Raw genomic sequence first — 15,071 nt, 5'->3', positions numbered from 1 at the left:
GCTTATGAGCGCTGTGAACCCCGCTGGAGGCGACATCGCGGCGGGCCGTTCCTGGCCCGTGGTCCTGAACGGCCTCCTCGACGGACGTGACCAGAGCGCGGACGACACCGCCTGGGCGATGGACCGCATCCTGCGCGGCGAGGCGACCGACGCGCAGATCGCCGGTTTCGTGGTGGCGCTGCGGGCCAAGGGCGAGACCGTCGAGGAGATCACCGGACTCGTCCGGACGATGTACGAGCACGCGAACGTGATCGAGGTGCCGGGGCCGACCGTCGACATCGTCGGTACGGGCGGCGACGGCGCGAAGACCGTCAACATCTCCACCATGTCGGCGATCGTGGTCGCCGGGACCGGCGCCAAGGTCGTCAAGCACGGCAACCGGGCCGCGTCCTCGGCGTCCGGCTCCTCGGACGTCCTGGAGAAGCTCGGCGTCAACCTCGAGCTGCCACTGAAGCGGGTCGTCGAGGTGGCCGAGGAGGCCGGGATCACCTTCTGCTTCGCGGTGAAGTTCCATCCGGCGCTGCGTCATGTGGCGGCGGCGCGTGGGCAGTTGGGGATCCGGACGACGTTCAACGTGCTCGGTCCGCTGACGAACCCCGCGCGGGTGAAGGCACAGGCGGTGGGTGTCGCGGATCCGCGCATGGCGCCCATCGTGGCGGGTGTCTTCGCCGAGCGAGGCAACTCCTCGCTGGTCTTCCGCGGCGACGACGGCCTCGACGAGCTGACGACCACATCGACCTCCAGGGTCTGGGTCGTCCGCGACGGCAAGGTCACCGAGGAGCGTTTCGACCCGCGCGACGTCGGCATCGACCTCGTCCCGGTGGAGGCACTGCGCGGCGCCGACGCGTCGTACAACGCGGACGTCGCCCGTCGCCTGCTGAACGGCGAGACCGGGCCCGTACGGGACGCGGTACTGCTCAATGCGGCCGCGGCCCTGGTGGCCCTGGAGCCGGCGGAGACACCGTTGGCCGAGCAGCTGCGTGCCGGGATGGCCAAGGCGGCGGAGTCGATCGACTCGGGCGCGGCGAAGCGGACGCTGGAGCGGTGGGTGGCCGCCAGCAACGCCTGAGGCCTGCCGCCCCCCTCCCGCGCCAGCACGGTCGAGCGTGGGGGCGGGGGTGCCGAGCCCCGCGCCCGCGGCATGATCCGCCGGACGGGACCCGGCTCCGAGCACCCGCAGGGGAGCCCGGGCCGAGCGCTCCAGGCCGCCGGACGCGGTGGCGGCCGGAGTAAAGTGAAGAGGTGGCAGCTCTCCCGCGGTGACGCCAGTTCCGTGTGGAGTCATCCGGGGGCACGGCCGCGAGGAGCGAGGCATGATTCACTCAGCCGATATCCGCGAGTGGCGCAACCGCGACGTAGTCGATCCCGGAGGTCGCAAGATCGGCGCTCTGGAAGCGGTCTACGTGGACACCGCCACCGACGCACCTGCCATGGCCTCCGTCCGCACCGGACTGCCGACCCGGCACAGGCTCGTCTTCGTCCCCCTCGACGAGGCGACCCTGGGGCCCGGCTATGTGAAAGTCGCCCACTCGAGAGGGCAGGTGAAGAAGGCGCCGTCCATCGGCATGGACGACATCCTGCCGGTCGAGCGGGAACACGAGATCTTCGAACACTACGACCAGACCTACGAGTCCGGTGCCGAGCACGGGCGCCGTCTCGCGCGCGGCTGACCGGCCCGTCGGAGGATGTGGTCACCCATGGCGCTCTTCCTCTTCCTGATCCTCGTGGCGGTCATCCTCGGGCTCATCGGTGCGACGGTGGAGGGGCTGTTCTACCTCCTGATCATCGGCGCGCTGGTGCTGGTGGCCGACCTGGTGCTGTTCGGCATGCGTTGGTCCCGGCGCTCGCACCGGCATCACTTCGTGCGCTGATCCCGACGCCAGGGCGCGTCCCGTCATCCGGACAGGAGTTGCGGGGCCGTGATCAGCTCGCGTAGGTTCCTGTCCAGGTCATGAGTGACAGTCATGAGGCCCCGGCCGACTGTCCGGCAACCCTCCGTCCGTGGCGGGGTGCCCCGGGTGAAGACCAGGTCGTAGGCAGCGAGGTCTACGGCAAGCGCGGACCCCTCGCCCTCTTTTGAGTGGATACAGCCCAGGGGTCCTGGTCGTTCGAGGGAGCCTTCTGTGAGCAAGCGAATGCGATAGGGCGTAGAGCCCCGCCTCCGCATACCCCCTTTTTCACCCTTTCCCGCGCTGAGCCGTACCGCCGTGTACCCGCTCGCGCGGTGATTCCCCGCGCCTCTCACAGGAGCTCGCCATGTCTGTCCCCACCACTGCCGCCGACCCGACCGTTTGTGCCTCGCTGCCCGTTCTGGGACGAGATGTCACCGTCCCGCTCGTCACCGGTGGCGAGGTCACCTACGCCGCCCTCGACTACGCCGCCAGCGCCCCGGCCCTGCAGCGGGTGTGGGACGACGTCGCTGCCTACGCCCCGTACTACGGCAGCGTCCACCGCGGCGCCGGCTACCTCTCGCAGCTGTCCACCGATCTCTTCGAGAACGCCCGCAGGACCGTCGCCGAGTTTCTCGACTGCCGGGACGGCGACCAGGTCGTCTTCACCCGCTCCACCACCGACTCGCTCAACCTGCTTGCCGCCACTCTTCCGGCCGACTGCCAGGTCTTCGTCTTCGAGACCGAGCACCACGCCTCGCTGCTGCCCTGGCGGGGCGCCCGGGTGACGTACCTGAACGCCCCGCGCACGCCCGGTGAGGCCGTCGAGACCCTGGAGCGCGCGCTCGCCGACCGGGATCCGTACGGTCCGGCGCTGGTCTGTGTCACGGGCGCGTCCAACGTCACCGGCGAACTGTGGCCGGTGCGTGAGCTGGCCGCGGCCGCCCACGCGCACGGCGCGCGCATCGTCCTCGACGCCGCGCAGCTGGCCCCGCATCACCCGGTGTCCGTCCGTGACCTGGACGTCGACTGGGTCGCCTTCTCCGGTCACAAGCTGTACGCGCCCTTCGGGTCCGGCGTCCTGGCCGGCCGCTCCGACTGGCTGCGCGAGGCCGAGCCCTACCTGGCCGGCGGTGGTGCCAGCCGCAAGGTCACCCGGCGCGAGGACGGGGGAGTGGACGTGGAGTGGCACGAGAGCGCCGCCCGTCACGAGGCCGGGTCTCCGAACGTCATCGGCGCCTACTCGATCGCCTCGGCCTGCAAGGCGCTGACCGAGGCCGGGTTCGACACGCTGGTCGCCCGTGAGCGGCACCTGATCGACACGGTCCGCGCGGGGCTCGCCGAGGTGCCCGAGGTGCGTGTCCTCTCCCTCTTCGGCGACGACGCCCCGCGCGTCGGCGTGATCTCCTTCGTCGTCGAGGGATGGAACAGCTCGCACTTCGCCGCCGCGCTCTCTGCCGAGTACGGCATCGGCGTGCGCGACGGTCTCTTCTGCGCCCACCCGCTGGTGCGCACGCTCCTCGGCAGCGATCCGCAGGCCCAGGGCGAATGCGGTGCGCCCGAGGCCGCGCCCGGCGAGAAGTCCTTGAACGCCATCCGGGTGAGCTTCGGGGCGGGCACGCCCGACGAGCACGTGGAGCGCTTCGTGCGCGCCGTGAAGGAACTGGTGCGGGACGGTGCGCAGTGGCAGTACCGCACGGAGGACGGCCGCTGCGTCCCGGCGGTCTGAGGGCTTCTGGCGCAGTTCCCCGCGCCCCTTTAAAGGGGCGCGGGGAACTGCGCAATCTTTTAGCGGGGGTCTGGGGGCGCAGCCCCCCGGTACGGGACGGGCAGGGGCGGCGGGGGCGAAAGGACTAGCCGTCCAGGCCGATGGCGAACGCCGCCTCCAGGTCGTGCTGCGAGTACGTACGGAACGCCACGTGCGTGTCCGTCGCCTCGACGCCCGGGATCTTGCTGATGCGGCCGGGGATGACGTCCGCCAGGTCCTCGTGCTGCTTCACCCGGACCATGGCGATCAAGTCGTACGTACCGGTGACGGAGAAGACCTCGCTGACACTGTCCAGCGCGGCGATCGACTCGGCGATCTCGGGGATCCGGTCCACGCTGGTCTTGATGAGGACGATCGCGGTGATCACGGCTGGTTCTCTCCCTCGGGGCCGCTGCTGAGGCTCTCACCCTACTCGCGGTCCAGCCGGGCCGGTTGTTCCGCCGGGGCCCCGGCCCGAGGCGCACCCGCTGTCGGAGGCTGCGCCCCCGGGGAAGGTGCGGTAGTCGTACGGCCGAATCGGATCCACGCGTAGACGAACCCCAGTGAGAAGCCCACCAGATGGGCCAGATAGGCCACGCCGGGGCCCGATGAGTCGCGGTCGGCCGCGAGCCACTGCAGGCTGACCCAGAACGGCAGCACCACCCAGGCGGGAAAGCGCAGCGGCAGGAAGAAGAGGAACGGGAAGAGACTGGTCACCCGGGCCTTGGGGAACAGGTACAGGAACGCGCCCAGGATCGCGGAGATCGCCCCGGAGGCGCCGACCAGGGACTGCTGCGACTCGGCGTTGGCGGCCGCGTAGCCGAGCAGGGCGAGATAGCCGCAGCCCACGTAGAAGAGGGCGAACTGCACGTGGCCCATGCGTTCCTCGGCCATCGCCCCGAAGACGTAGAAGAAGAGCATGTTGCCCAGGAGGTGGAGCCAGCTGCCGTGGATGAACAGGGCGGTGGCCGGGGTGAGCGCCTCGCGGGGCGCGCCGTCGAAGAGTTCGGTGGGCAGCACGCCCCAGCGTCGGAAGTAGGCCCGCTGGGCGACCAGCAGTTCGTCCCCGGTTCCGTACGCCGGATTGAGGCCCGCCGCCGGGCCGATCACGAAGATCAGGCAGCACAGGGCGATCAGGCCGTAGGTCACCGGCGCCGAGTGTCCTCGAATCGCTCTGCCGACCGTCGTACTCCAGTTGCTGATCATGGTGCAGAGCATGGCGTAACGGGAGCCATGCGGACAGAGCGCCTCGCCGCCGTGGACAGCCGAGCGTCGGGTACCCGCCAGGCCGTAGGGTTACGAGCCACATGCACCAGGGAGACTGGCGCTGGACGGACACTAGAAGGAAAGCGACTGCCACATGACGGTTCCCCTGCCGGACGCCAAGACTCGCTGGCGCTGCACGCTCTGCGGCAACCTCACGCGTTTCGACGTGACCCGCTCGTCGAAGGTCGTCGAGTATGTGCACCTCGACCTGGCCGGTGAGCCGAAGGTCGAGGAGCGCGAGGTGGTCAGTGAGACCATCGAGTCGGTCCGCTGCCGCTGGTGCAATGCGGTGGATCAGGTGGAACTCGTGGACAGGCCGGGCGCCGGCTCCTGAGGGAGCGGGCCCCGCACAGGTATTGGGGTGACGGATGGTGGAGACCACAGGCGGGGAGCCGGACGACGGCACCGCTGAGGTGCTCGATCGTCCGCTGCCCGATGGTGTGCGCAGAAGAGTCGTACACATTGTTGCCGACGGGTTCGGCGGGTTGACCGTTGCCGAACTTCCTGCCCAATTGCGGCAGTACGCCCGGTTCGCCCCCAATCGCCGGGCCAAGTTCGCCGGTAACGCCATGGCCGCCGCCCTGGAGACCGACCCGCTGTTCAGACAGCGCATCGCCGAGAAGCTGAGAGAGGCTCAGCCGGAGCTCGCCGGCGCCCTCGACTCGGGCGCGCCGCCCCCGGCCGCGGATCCGCTGGACGTGGCCGCCGCGGCCTATGTGCTGCGCCCCGCGGGCTGGGTGAAGCTGGTGACCGCCGCGGGCGAGGAGGCCCTGCGGGCGGACGCCGAGCGGGCCGGTGAGGAGAGCCGGGCCGAGCTGGAGCGGCTGCGCGAGGAGCTCGCGGAGGCCCGCGGCCAGACGAAGGCCGAGACCGAACGGCTGCGCACGGAGCTGGAATCGGCGAAGAGGGAAGCGGAATCGCTGCACCGCAAACTGCGCGGCGCCCTCAGTGACGTCAAGCGCGGCGAGGCGGCGCTGCGCAAGCTGCAGGCCGAGATGGACGCCGTACGGGCGGAGGGGCAGATCCAGGTGTCCGCCGCCGAGAGCGAGTCCCGGCGGCTCAAGGCGCGGCTGGGCGAGGCCGAGGCCGCCCTGGAGGCGACCCGGCGGGCGGCGCGCGAGGGGCGCAGCGTCGAGGACATGCGGGTGCGGCTGCTGCTCGACACCGTGCTGGAGGCCACTCAGGGGCTGCGGCGTGAACTCGCCCTGCCGCCCGTGTCGGTGCGGCCCGCGGAGACGGTCGATGCGGTCGAACCGGGACGGATGACACCAAAAGACATCGCCGCCCGCGCCCTGTCCGAAAATGATCCGGCGATCCTCGACCAACTGCTCGCGCTGCCGCAGGCGCATCTGGTGGTCGACGGCTACAACGTCACCAAGACCGGCTATCCGCAGATGCCGCTGGAGAAGCAGCGCCTGAGGCTGCTCGGGCAGCTCTCGCAGCTTGCCGCGCAGACGGGTGCCGAGGTGACGTGTGTCTTCGACGGGGCCGAGCTGGCCGCTCCCGTGCTCCTCGCGCCGCCGCGCGGGGTGCGGGTGCTGTTCTCCAAGCCCGGCGTCACCGCCGACGAGTTGATCCGTCAGCTGGTCCGGGCCGAGCCGCCGGGGCGGCCGGTCATCGTGGTCTCCACCGACCGTGAGGTGGCCGACGGGATCGCCAAGGCGGGTGCGCGGCCGGTCGCCTCGGCGGTGCTCCTCAAGCGCTTTTCGCGCGGTTGACGATCTGGGGCGTACGCCTCATAGGCAACGTAAGTCCCATGCGTAACCTCCGGGTGAGATGCCCGAATTGGCGAAACCTTCACGCAACGTAGTGTCAGACGCGCATTACTGCATGTGAGTTGTCGGCAAAGAATGCGCTCGGTGACCGAGATTTTTCCGATGAGGATTTGAACTGATCACAGGAAGGTCACTAGGGTCAGGCCTCGAACCTCCGCTCGGGTGATCGCTCATTGGGAGTGACGGCGGAGGGGCACCGCCCGTCGGCGCATTCGGCAGGCGGCTGGAGGAAGAAGGAGCTCGCCTTCGTGGCGTCCCACCGTCGACCCAAGCAGCCGAGCCGCACCCGTGTGACCGTGCTCACCACCGCCGCCGCCGCTGCCGTGGCCCTCAGCGCGAACGCCGCCAACGCCGCGCCGAGCGAGAAGCCGAGCAAGGACGAGGTCAAGGCCAAGGTCGACAAGCTCTACGAGGAGGCCGAGAAGGCCACCGAGAAGCTCGACGGGGCCAAGGAGAAGCAGGAGAAGCTGCAGAAGCAGATCAGCGCCCTGCAGGACAACGTCGCCCGCGGCCAGGAAGAGCTCAACGAGCTGCGCGACGGCCTCGGTTCGATGGCCAGCGCCCAGTACCGCACCGGAGGCATCGACCCCTCGGTGGCCCTCTTCCTCTCCTCCGACCCGGACAGCTATCTCGACAAGGCGTCCACGATGGACCAGCTGAGCGCTCAGCAGGTCGAGTCGCTCAAGAAGGTCCAGGAGAAGCAGCGTTCGCTCGCCCAGCAGCGCAAGGAAGCCTCCGACAAGCTCAAGGACCTCGCCGACACCCGGGCGGAGCTGGCCAAGAAGAAGAAGGAAGTCCAGACCAAGCTGGGCGCGGCGCAGAAGCTCCTCAACACTCTGACGGCCAAGGAGAAGGCGGCTCTCGCGGCCGCCGAGCAGGACCGCGCCACCCGGGCCAGCGAGCGCGTCGACCTCGGCAACAGCAAGGGCTCCGGGCGCGCCGGGGCCGCGTTCTCCGCCGCGCAGAGCAAGATCGGCTCGCCGTACGTGTACGGCGCCTCCGGCCCCAGCTCCTTCGACTGCTCGGGGCTCACCTCGTGGGCGTACGCCCAGGCCGGCGTCTCCATACCGCGTACGTCCGAGGCGCAGGCCAACGCCGGTACGCGCATCTACTCGCAGAGCGATCTGCAGGTCGGCGACCTGGTCATCTTCTACGGCGACATGCACCACGTCGGCCTCTACGCGGGCAACGGCCAGGTGCTGCACGCCCCGCACACCGGCGCGGTCGTCCGCTACGAGTCCATCGGCAACATGCCCTTCCAGTTCGGCGTCCGGATCTGACGCACGCCCGCTGAGCGGACCCTCACCGCACCGCCCAAACGGGCGAATTGCGGCAGCTCCCCCTGACCCCACGCCCCGTCGGTGACCTGCGTCTCCGGCGGGGCGTCACGTTGTGCGCCCTCAGGCGGCTTTGGCCGGTGTGTAGTCGCACGGCTACTGTCTGGCGCGTTTCCCCCAATTCCGGGGGACCGTCAGCGGAAGGGAGAGCGGCTACCCGTGGGGTCCCATCGCCGCCTTGCACCATCCGGTTTCGACCGGGGCTTCGGCGCCACCGGTTTCGCCGTCTGCGTGATGTCCGCCGCGGCAGCGGCACTCGGCGCCCCACCGGCCGCCGCAGCACCGCAGGACGACACCCGGGCCGAGGTGGACCGCCTGTACGCACAGGCGGAGAAGGCCACCGAGGCGTACAACAAGGCCGACGAGCGCGCCGACTCGCTGCACAAGGAAATCGGCACGGCGCAGGACGAGATCGCCCGGCAACAGGAACGCATCAACACCATGCGGGACGCGCTCGGCTCGCTCGCCGTGGCCCAGTACCGCTCCGGCGGCATCGACCCCTCCCTCGCGCTGCTGTTCGCCGACGACCCGGGCGACTATCTCGACAGGGCCGCCGCCCTGGACCGGATCACCGCGCACCAGGCCGGTGAACTCACGGACCTCCAGCTCGCCATGCGCGACCTCGCCCAAAAGCGCGAGGAGGCCACCGGCAAACTCGCCGAGCTGGAGCGCAGCCGCAAGGCCGTCGCCCAGAACAAACGGACCGTCGAGCGGAAACTGGCCAAGGCCCGGCAGCTGCTCAACTCGCTGCCGGACGCCGTGCGCGCCGCCTATGACCGGACGTCGCGTTCCACGCGCGCCGACATGCCCGACCTCGGAGGCACCGTCCCCTCCTCGGGCCGTGCGGCCGCCGCCGTCGCCGCGGCCCGCTCGGCGCTCGGCCGGCCGTACGTGTGGGGTGCCAACGGGCCGGGCGGCTTCGACTGTTCGGGCCTCATGCAGTGGTCGTACGCGCAGGCCGGAATCGGTCTGCCGCGCACCTCGCAGGCCCAGCGGTACGCCGGACACCAGGTACCGCTCTCCCAGGCGCAGCCCGGCGACCTGGTCATCTACCGCTCGGACGCGAGCCACATCGCGATGTACATGGGCAACGGTCAGGTGATCCACGCGCCCTATCCGGGCGCCCCGGTGCGCTACGACCCGGTGGGGATGATGCCGATCTCGTCCGTGACGCGGGTCTGACCCCTGGGCGAAGCGGCCGTACGATCGGGAACGTGGCTGGTCGAAGGCGTGCGTCGCGAGCGGGACTCTCCCTGGTGCTGCTGCTCGCCGTGCTCGTGGGCTGCGGTGGCCGGGCGCCGTCGGACACCGTGACGGCCGAGGTGCAGCGGGTGCTCGACAAGCGGGCGGCGGCGGTCCTCGACCGGGACGAGTCGGCGTACCGGGCCACCGGGCAACCGGCCACCACCGACGCCGAGTTCGGGAATCTGCGCGATCTCCCGCTGGCCTCCTGGTCGTACCACCTCACCTCCCTGCACCGCTCGGGCGACCGGGCCACGGCGGACGCGGAGCTGCACTACCGCGTCAAGGGCTACGACACCGCGCCCGTCACCGCGGCCCGCGCCCTTCGCCTGACCCGCAGCGCCGGAACCTGGCACGTCGCCTCCGACGAGCCCGCCGAGAAGGCCAGCCAGCAGCTGTGGGAGCAGGGGGCCGTCAAGGTCGTACGGGGTGAGCACAGCCTGGTCCTCGGGGTCGGGCAGACCGGCGAGCGCCTGCGCACGTACGCGGATCTCGCGGACCGCGCCGTGCCCGCCGCGTCGGAGGCGTGGGGCACGGACTGGTCGGGGCATGTCGTCGTGGTCGTACCGAAGTCGCTGGACGGGATGGCGGGGTTGCTCGGGGCTCCGGCGTCCGGCTACCGGGGGATCGCGGCGGTCACCACCGGCGAGGCGGGCGGCTCGTCGCGGGCGCCCGCCGACCGGATCATCGTCAACCCGGACGCGTACGGCGTCCTCGGCGACTTCGGCAAGCAGGTCGTGCTCACCCATGAGACGACGCATGTCGCCACCCGCGCCCACACCACGGCCGCCACGCCCCTGTGGCTCTCCGAGGGCTATGCGGACTGGGTCGGCTACCGCGGCAGCGGGCGGACGGCCGCGCAGGTCGCGCCGGAGCTGGAGCGAGCCGTCATGGAGGGCCATGTCCCGGCCGCGCTGCCGGACGACAAGGACTTCGGCTTCACCGGGGACGCGGCGCGGCTGGCGCAGGCGTACGAGGGCGGCTGGATGGCGTGCCGGCTGATCGCCGACCGCTGGGGCGAGGTCCGGCTGAACGACTTCTACCGGGCGGTGGGCGACCATCAGAAGCGGGCCGGGGCGGTCGAGGGTGCGCTGCGGGACGTGCTGCACACGACGCCGGAGAAGTTCACCGCGCAGTGGCGGGAGTATCTCAGGGCTCAACTCGGCTGAATCTGCGGTGCAGGGCTCAATCCGAATGATTCTTTGGCCTGAGGGGCAATTCGGATGATGCTGTGTTGCAGAGCCCAACTCTGCTGATCCCTCGGTCCCGTGGTCAACTGCGCTGATCGAGCCGGCTGATCGCTTCCGCGAGCCACTTCCGCTCCGCCTCGCCCGTCGCCCGCGCGACCCGCAGCATGCCCTGCCGGAAGAGGTCGTCCGTCTCCTCCGCCCGTACGGGCTTGCCGTCCCGGTAGAAGAAGCTCGCGGGCGTCTCCAGGAACTCCTGGCGACGGCGCAGCACCGCGGCCTGCTCCCGGGGGTCGGGGAGATGGCGCAGGAACGCCAGCAGCGTGTTGAAGCGCACATGGTCGGTGATCTCGGCCTGCTTGGGGTGGCGCAGTCGCTCCAGGAGCTCCTCGCGGCCCTTGTCGGTGAGCGACAGGATGCGGCGCGGGGCCGCGCTGCTGCCCGGCTCGGTGTGCTGGTCCAGCTTGCCCGCGGCGACCAGGCGCGTGATCGCGGGGTAGAGGGCGCCGTCGCTGACCGGCCGGACATGGCCGCTGAGGGCCTTGATGCGTTCCTTCAACTCGTAGCCGTGCAGGGGCTCTTCGAAGAGGAAGCCGAGGATCGACAGCTCCAGCATGCGGCGGCTCCGTGGTGGTTGCGGGTCTCTTGCTCGTATGGTACCTCTTATCGAGCTACCTCGAATCGAGATAGCTCGCATCGAGGTAATCCGTATCGAGGCAGCCTGCATCGAGGCAGTCGTGAACATGTGCCGAGGGAGTCATGCGTGAACGCCCACCGAAAGCAGCTCATATCTCTCGCCCACCCCGTCTACTTCTCCCTGCTCGCCTCCGTCGCCGCCGGGATCATCAACACCGTCTGGGTCTCCCGGCTCGGCGGAGCCGCCGTGGCAGCCGTCGCCGTCGCGACCAACACCGAGAACGTGCTCCTCGGCGTCGCCCTGGTCTTCGCCTCCGGGGCAACCGTCCTGATCTCGCACGCCAGGGGCGCACGGGATCCCGGGGCGGTCCGGGCGGCCGTACGCGGAGGATGGGCGCTGTGCGCCGCGGTCACGCCGGTGGTCGCGGTGGGCGGGTATCTGTTGCGGGAGCCGCTGGCCCGGCTCGTGCTGGGCGGCGAGGGGCGCGCGCTGTCGCTCGCCGTCGCCTACTTCGCGATCTCCCTGCCGGGCATCGCCGTCTTCTTCGCGCAAAACCTCGTCGACGGGATCCTGAAGGGCACCGGCGACACCCGCACGCCGATGCGCCTCGCCCTGCTGGCCAACGGCCTGATCCTCGGGCTCGACCCGCTGCTCATCCACGCGTACGGCGTCGAGGGCGCCGCGGCCTCCACGGTGCTGTGCCGCTGTGTGGCTCTCGCCATGGGTCTGCGCGCGCTGCGCAGGAACGCGCTGCTGCGACAGGCGGCGGCCGTCCCGCCCTCGGAGGCCATCCGAGCGGCGCTGCGCCGGACCCTCAGGACCGGGCTGCCGATGTCCGCGGACTTCACCGTGCGGCAGGGCGGGGCGCTGGTCCTGGTCGCGATCGTGGCCCGGCTCGGGGTGACGGCCGTGGCCGCGTACTCCATCGCGTACAAGGTCATGTACGTCGCGACCATGGCGTTCTACTCGGTGCGGCAGGCCGCCTCGATCCACACCGCGCACACGCGGGGCGCCGGCGGGGACGAACGGGGCGCCATCGGGCGGCAGGCCGTGCTCGTCTCCGGGACGGTCGGCGTGCTGGCCGCCTCAGTGCTCGCTCTCCTCGCCCACTGGATCATGCGCGCCTTCGGCGCCGGACCAGGGGTCGCGCACGAGGGCGTGCTGTTCCTGCGCTGCGTCGGGCCCTACCTGCTGCTGATGGCCTGCTTCATCGCGCTCGGCGGCGTCTTCGAGGGGAGCGGGGGAGCGTCGCTGCTGCTCCGGGTGACCGTGGTCGGTACGGCGGTTCAGCTCCCGCTCGCCCTTGCCCTGTCGGGGCTCGGGCTGCCCGGGATCTGCCTCGCGCTGGCGCTGTCCATGACGGTGCAGTGCGCCGCGCTCCTCATGTGGGCCAGGCGTCACGAGGACGTCAGGCGCTCCTTCGTGTGCGCGGCCTGAGAAGAGAGTGCCGTGGCCGGTTCGGAGATCGTGTCCCGCCACAGCTGCAGGGCGGCGAGCAGCGTGGCGATCACCAGCAGACCGTTGCGCGCGAAGAGCAGAGTGACGCCGAGGGAGTCGCTGGAGACGACGTGCGAGAACCAGATCGGGAACTCCAGGACGGTCACGAAGCACGCGGCCAGCACCACAACGACGGGCAGGGTCATCCGGCTGCCGCGGAAGCACAGGCAGACCGCCGCGAGCCCGACCAGCCAGACCATGTACTGCGGGCTGATGACCCGGCTGGTGGTCGTGAACATCAGCACGCCCACGAACGCGGCGTCGGCGAGTGTGTGCGACAGGAACCGCTTGGCGCACAGCCGCCACAACATCAGCCAGCCGAGGGCGACCGCGGTGAGCACCAGGGCCACCGTGCTCACCACGTCGACGTACGGCCCGAGGAACTCCACGGAGCCGTAATTGAGCAGCACCTGACCGTTCCACCCGTGCTGCCGGGCCACGTGGAAGACGAGGGAGCCGAGCGACTCCACCTCGGTGCCACGGTTGCGCTGGAAGGTCAGGAAGGAGAAGGCGCCGGGCATCGCCAAGGCGAACAGCACCGCGATCCCTCCGGCGGTCACCGCCGCCGCGGCCCACGCGCGGCGCCGGACGGCCCCGACGAGCAGCAGCACCGGCCACACCTTCAGCATCGCGCCGAAGCCCACCAGCGCACCCATCACCCGCGGACGGCGGGCCCCCGCGAGCAGCGCCGCGACCGCTACGGCCGTCACCATCACGTCGTAGCGGGCGTACGCGGTCGGCCCGAGCAGCGGTACGCCGATCACCCACACCCAGGCGCCGCGCAGCGTCTTTCCGGGGCGCAGGCCCGCGTACTGGAGCAGCCCGAACACCACGAAGTCGGCGAGGAAGGCCAGCAGGTAGAAGGCATGCGCGTAGTCGAGGAAGGGCAGTAGGGCGGGGGAGAGGATCGGGAGCGCGGCGGCCGGCGGATACTGCCAGGTGACGTCGTCGAGCGGGAAGGTGCCGTGCCGCAGGACCTCGTACCAGCCCTGGTAGATCACGGAGACGTCGCTCGTGACGTCCGGGCCGGGGAAGACGTGGACCTTGTACACGAAGAGCAGCAGCACCAGCCTGGTCAGGCCCCAGGTTCCGATGAGCGCGAGCAGCCCGAACGGGAACCTCGCCCCCCTTGCCCCCGTCATGCCCACCTGGCCCTTGTCCGTCCCGGATTCATGTGCTTCGCTGCCATGTTTCTGCGGAGTCATGATGGCGCGCCGCCCTGTGTGCGAGCCATCAAGCGCGGCCGTGCGGACCTGTGAGTATAGGTTTCGATAGTGTCGAACACGATGCACAAGACCCTGATCGTGACGAACGACTTCCCACCCCGCCCCGGCGGCATCCAGGCGTTCCTGCACAACATGGCGCTGCGCCTGGACCCCGAACAGCTCGTCGTCCACGCCTCCACGTGGAAGCGTGGCCGTGAGGGCGCCGAGGCGACTGCGGCCTTCGACGCCGAGCAGCCCTTCACCGTCGTACGGGACCGCACGACGATGCTGCTGCCGACCCCGGGCGCCACCCGGCGTGCTGTGAGGCTGCTCCGCGAACACGGCTGTACGTCGGTGTGGTTCGGAGCGGCGGCACCGCTCGGTCTGATGGCGCCCGCGCTGCGCCGGGCGGGCGCGCGGCGGCTCGTGGCGACCACGCACGGACATGAGGCCGGCTGGGCGCAGCTCCCGGCCGCGCGCGGGCTGTTGCGCCGCATCGGCGAGTCCACGGACACGATCACCTACCTCGGGGAGTACACGCGCTCGCGGATCGCCTCCGCGCTGACCTCCGAGGCCGCATCCCGCATGGTCCAGCTGCCGCCCGGCGTCGACGAGCAGACCTTCCACCCCGGCTCCGGCGGCGACGTGATCCGCGCCCGCCTGGGTCTGACGGACCGCCCCGTGGTGGTCTGCGTCTCCCGCCTGGTCCCGCGCAAGGGCCAGGACACCTTGATCCTCGCCATGCCGCGCATCCTGGCCAAGGAGCCGGACGCGGTGCTGCTGATCGTCGGCGGCGGCCCGTACGAGAGAGACCTGCGCAAGCTCGCGTACGACACCGGGGTCGTCCAGTCCGTCCGTTTCACCGGAGCGGTGCCCTGGTCGGAGCTGCCCGCGCACTACGGCGCCGGAGACGTCTTCGCCATGCCCTGCCGGACGCGTCGGGGCGGCCTCGACGTGGAGGGGCTCGGCATCGTGTATCTGGAGGCGTCCGCCACCGGGCTGCCCGTCGTCGCCGGAGATTCGGGCGGCGCGCCGGACGCCGTCCTCGACGGTGAGACCGGCTGGGTCGTACGCGGCGGATCGCCCGACGAGTCGGCCGAGCGCATCATCACCCTTCTCGGCGACTCGGAGTTGCGTCGCCGGATGGGGGAGCGGGGGCGCGAGTGGGTCGAGGAGAAGTGGCGCTGGGACCTGCTGGCGGAGCGGTTGAAGGAGCTGCTGTAACGCCTGGTGGGGTGCGGCTTCCGGGCTTCCGGCGGGTTGTCATCGGCTGAAAACGCAGTTCCCCG

Annotated in this window: 15 protein-coding genes and 1 riboswitch; of the genes, 11 read left to right on the top strand and 4 right to left on the bottom strand. The window is 70.7% G+C overall.

Going from position 1 to position 15,071, the window contains the following annotated elements; translation table 11 throughout:
* Window positions 1-4 precede the first annotated feature (4 nt).
* The 4 genes from trpD to ACIBK0_RS11800 all read left to right on the top strand — a co-directional run bounded on the left by trpD (window position 5) and on the right by ACIBK0_RS11800 (window position 3,618).
* Entirely contained in the window at window positions 5-1,069 is a 1,065-nt protein-coding gene (gene trpD, locus ACIBK0_RS11815; protein ID WP_399078292.1) for an anthranilate phosphoribosyltransferase, read from the top strand.
* 244 nt (window positions 1,070-1,313) lie between these two features.
* Window positions 1,314-1,670 (top strand): PRC-barrel domain-containing protein, encoded by a 357-nt coding sequence (locus ACIBK0_RS11810; protein ID WP_399078290.1) that lies wholly within the window; start codon window positions 1,314-1,316, stop codon window positions 1,668-1,670.
* 27 nt (window positions 1,671-1,697) lie between these two features.
* Window positions 1,698-1,871, top strand: coding sequence for a hypothetical protein (locus tag ACIBK0_RS11805; RefSeq protein ID WP_399078288.1), 174 nt, complete (start codon window positions 1,698-1,700; stop codon window positions 1,869-1,871).
* A gap of 76 nt (window positions 1,872-1,947) precedes the next feature.
* A riboswitch (SAM riboswitch) is annotated at window positions 1,948-2,064 on the top strand.
* 192 nt (window positions 2,065-2,256) lie between these two features.
* Entirely contained in the window at window positions 2,257-3,618 is a 1,362-nt protein-coding gene (locus ACIBK0_RS11800; RefSeq protein ID WP_399078286.1) for an aminotransferase class V-fold PLP-dependent enzyme, read from the top strand.
* A 124-nt stretch (window positions 3,619-3,742) separates the two neighbouring features.
* Here the strand turns inward: ACIBK0_RS11800 and ACIBK0_RS11795 are convergent, their stop codons facing one another.
* Together ACIBK0_RS11795 and ACIBK0_RS11790 are read right to left on the bottom strand one after the other, a co-directional pair.
* Complete coding sequence (locus ACIBK0_RS11795) at window positions 3,743-4,024, bottom strand: Lrp/AsnC family transcriptional regulator (RefSeq protein WP_399078284.1); 282 nt, start codon at window positions 4,022-4,024, stop codon at window positions 3,743-3,745.
* A 41-nt stretch (window positions 4,025-4,065) separates the two neighbouring features.
* Complete coding sequence (locus tag ACIBK0_RS11790; protein WP_399078282.1) at window positions 4,066-4,842, bottom strand: rhomboid family intramembrane serine protease; 777 nt, start codon at window positions 4,840-4,842, stop codon at window positions 4,066-4,068.
* A 154-nt stretch (window positions 4,843-4,996) separates the two neighbouring features.
* Here ACIBK0_RS11790 and ACIBK0_RS11785 point away from each other — a divergent pair, with 154 nt between their 5' ends.
* From ACIBK0_RS11785 to ACIBK0_RS11765, 5 genes are all read left to right on the top strand, one after another.
* Window positions 4,997-5,236 (top strand): hypothetical protein, encoded by a 240-nt coding sequence (locus ACIBK0_RS11785; protein WP_037624014.1) that lies wholly within the window; start codon window positions 4,997-4,999, stop codon window positions 5,234-5,236.
* Between the two features lie 34 nt (window positions 5,237-5,270).
* On the top strand, window positions 5,271-6,620 hold the full coding sequence (locus ACIBK0_RS11780) for an NYN domain-containing protein (RefSeq protein ID WP_399078278.1): 1,350 nt from the start codon (window positions 5,271-5,273) through the stop codon (window positions 6,618-6,620).
* Window positions 6,621-6,925: 305 nt separating this feature from the next.
* Window positions 6,926-7,957: an NlpC/P60 family protein gene (locus ACIBK0_RS11775; RefSeq protein ID WP_399078276.1), complete on the top strand. Its 1,032-nt coding sequence runs from the start codon at window positions 6,926-6,928 to the stop codon at window positions 7,955-7,957.
* A gap of 216 nt (window positions 7,958-8,173) precedes the next feature.
* Entirely contained in the window at window positions 8,174-9,196 is a 1,023-nt protein-coding gene (locus tag ACIBK0_RS11770) for an NlpC/P60 family protein (RefSeq protein ID WP_399078274.1), read from the top strand.
* A gap of 32 nt (window positions 9,197-9,228) precedes the next feature.
* Window positions 9,229-10,425, top strand: coding sequence for a hypothetical protein (locus ACIBK0_RS11765; protein ID WP_399078272.1), 1,197 nt, complete (start codon window positions 9,229-9,231; stop codon window positions 10,423-10,425).
* 103 nt (window positions 10,426-10,528) lie between these two features.
* On the opposite strand, the gene ACIBK0_RS11760 is transcribed toward ACIBK0_RS11765, so the two are convergent.
* Window positions 10,529-11,059 carry a PadR family transcriptional regulator gene (locus tag ACIBK0_RS11760; protein ID WP_399078270.1) on the bottom strand — a complete coding sequence of 177 codons (531 nt, stop codon included), beginning with the start codon at window positions 11,057-11,059 and terminating at the stop codon, window positions 10,529-10,531.
* 147 nt (window positions 11,060-11,206) lie between these two features.
* On the opposite strand from ACIBK0_RS11760, the gene ACIBK0_RS11755 reads away from it, so the two are divergent.
* Window positions 11,207-12,517, top strand: coding sequence for an MATE family efflux transporter (locus tag ACIBK0_RS11755; RefSeq protein ID WP_399078268.1), 1,311 nt, complete (start codon window positions 11,207-11,209; stop codon window positions 12,515-12,517).
* Here ACIBK0_RS11755 and ACIBK0_RS11750 read toward each other — a convergent pair.
* On the bottom strand, window positions 12,478-13,719 hold the full coding sequence (locus ACIBK0_RS11750; protein ID WP_399078266.1) for a glycosyltransferase 87 family protein: 1,242 nt from the start codon (window positions 13,717-13,719) through the stop codon (window positions 12,478-12,480). The two genes, ACIBK0_RS11755 and ACIBK0_RS11750, sit on opposite strands and share 40 nt — an antisense overlap.
* Before the next feature lie 144 nt (window positions 13,720-13,863).
* Here ACIBK0_RS11750 and ACIBK0_RS11745 point away from each other — a divergent pair, with 144 nt between their 5' ends.
* Entirely contained in the window at window positions 13,864-15,006 is a 1,143-nt protein-coding gene (locus ACIBK0_RS11745; protein WP_399078264.1) for a glycosyltransferase family 4 protein, read from the top strand.
* Window positions 15,007-15,071 lie beyond the last annotated feature (65 nt).

The organism is Streptomyces sp. NPDC050564, from assembly GCF_044457265.1.
Taxonomy (GTDB): domain Bacteria; phylum Actinomycetota; class Actinomycetes; order Streptomycetales; family Streptomycetaceae; genus Streptomyces.
Note: the sequence above shows the minus strand (reverse complement) of the source record. Positions and strands in the feature narration are given on the sequence as shown.

What these genes read in the sequence shown, in the direction of transcription:
- trpD (WP_399078292.1), top strand. Translation starts at nt 5, where the DNA reads ATGAGCGCTGTGAACCCCGCTGGAGGCGACATCGCGGCGGGCCGTTCC.
- ACIBK0_RS11810 (WP_399078290.1), top strand. Translation starts at nt 1,314, where the DNA reads ATGATTCACTCAGCCGATATCCGCGAGTGGCGCAACCGCGACGTAGTC.
- ACIBK0_RS11805 (WP_399078288.1), top strand. Translation starts at nt 1,698, where the DNA reads ATGGCGCTCTTCCTCTTCCTGATCCTCGTGGCGGTCATCCTCGGGCTC.
- ACIBK0_RS11800 (WP_399078286.1), top strand. Translation starts at nt 2,257, where the DNA reads ATGTCTGTCCCCACCACTGCCGCCGACCCGACCGTTTGTGCCTCGCTG.
- ACIBK0_RS11790 (WP_399078282.1), bottom strand. Translation starts at nt 4,842, where the DNA reads ATGATCAGCAACTGGAGTACGACGGTCGGCAGAGCGATTCGAGGACAC.
- ACIBK0_RS11785 (WP_037624014.1), top strand. Translation starts at nt 4,997, where the DNA reads ATGACGGTTCCCCTGCCGGACGCCAAGACTCGCTGGCGCTGCACGCTC.
- ACIBK0_RS11780 (WP_399078278.1), top strand. Translation starts at nt 5,271, where the DNA reads ATGGTGGAGACCACAGGCGGGGAGCCGGACGACGGCACCGCTGAGGTG.
- ACIBK0_RS11760 (WP_399078270.1), bottom strand. Translation starts at nt 11,059, where the DNA reads ATGCTGGAGCTGTCGATCCTCGGCTTCCTCTTCGAAGAGCCCCTGCAC.
- ACIBK0_RS11750 (WP_399078266.1), bottom strand. Translation starts at nt 13,719, where the DNA reads ATGACGGGGGCAAGGGGGGCGAGGTTCCCGTTCGGGCTGCTCGCGCTC.
- ACIBK0_RS11745 (WP_399078264.1), top strand. Translation starts at nt 13,864, where the DNA reads ATGCACAAGACCCTGATCGTGACGAACGACTTCCCACCCCGCCCCGGC.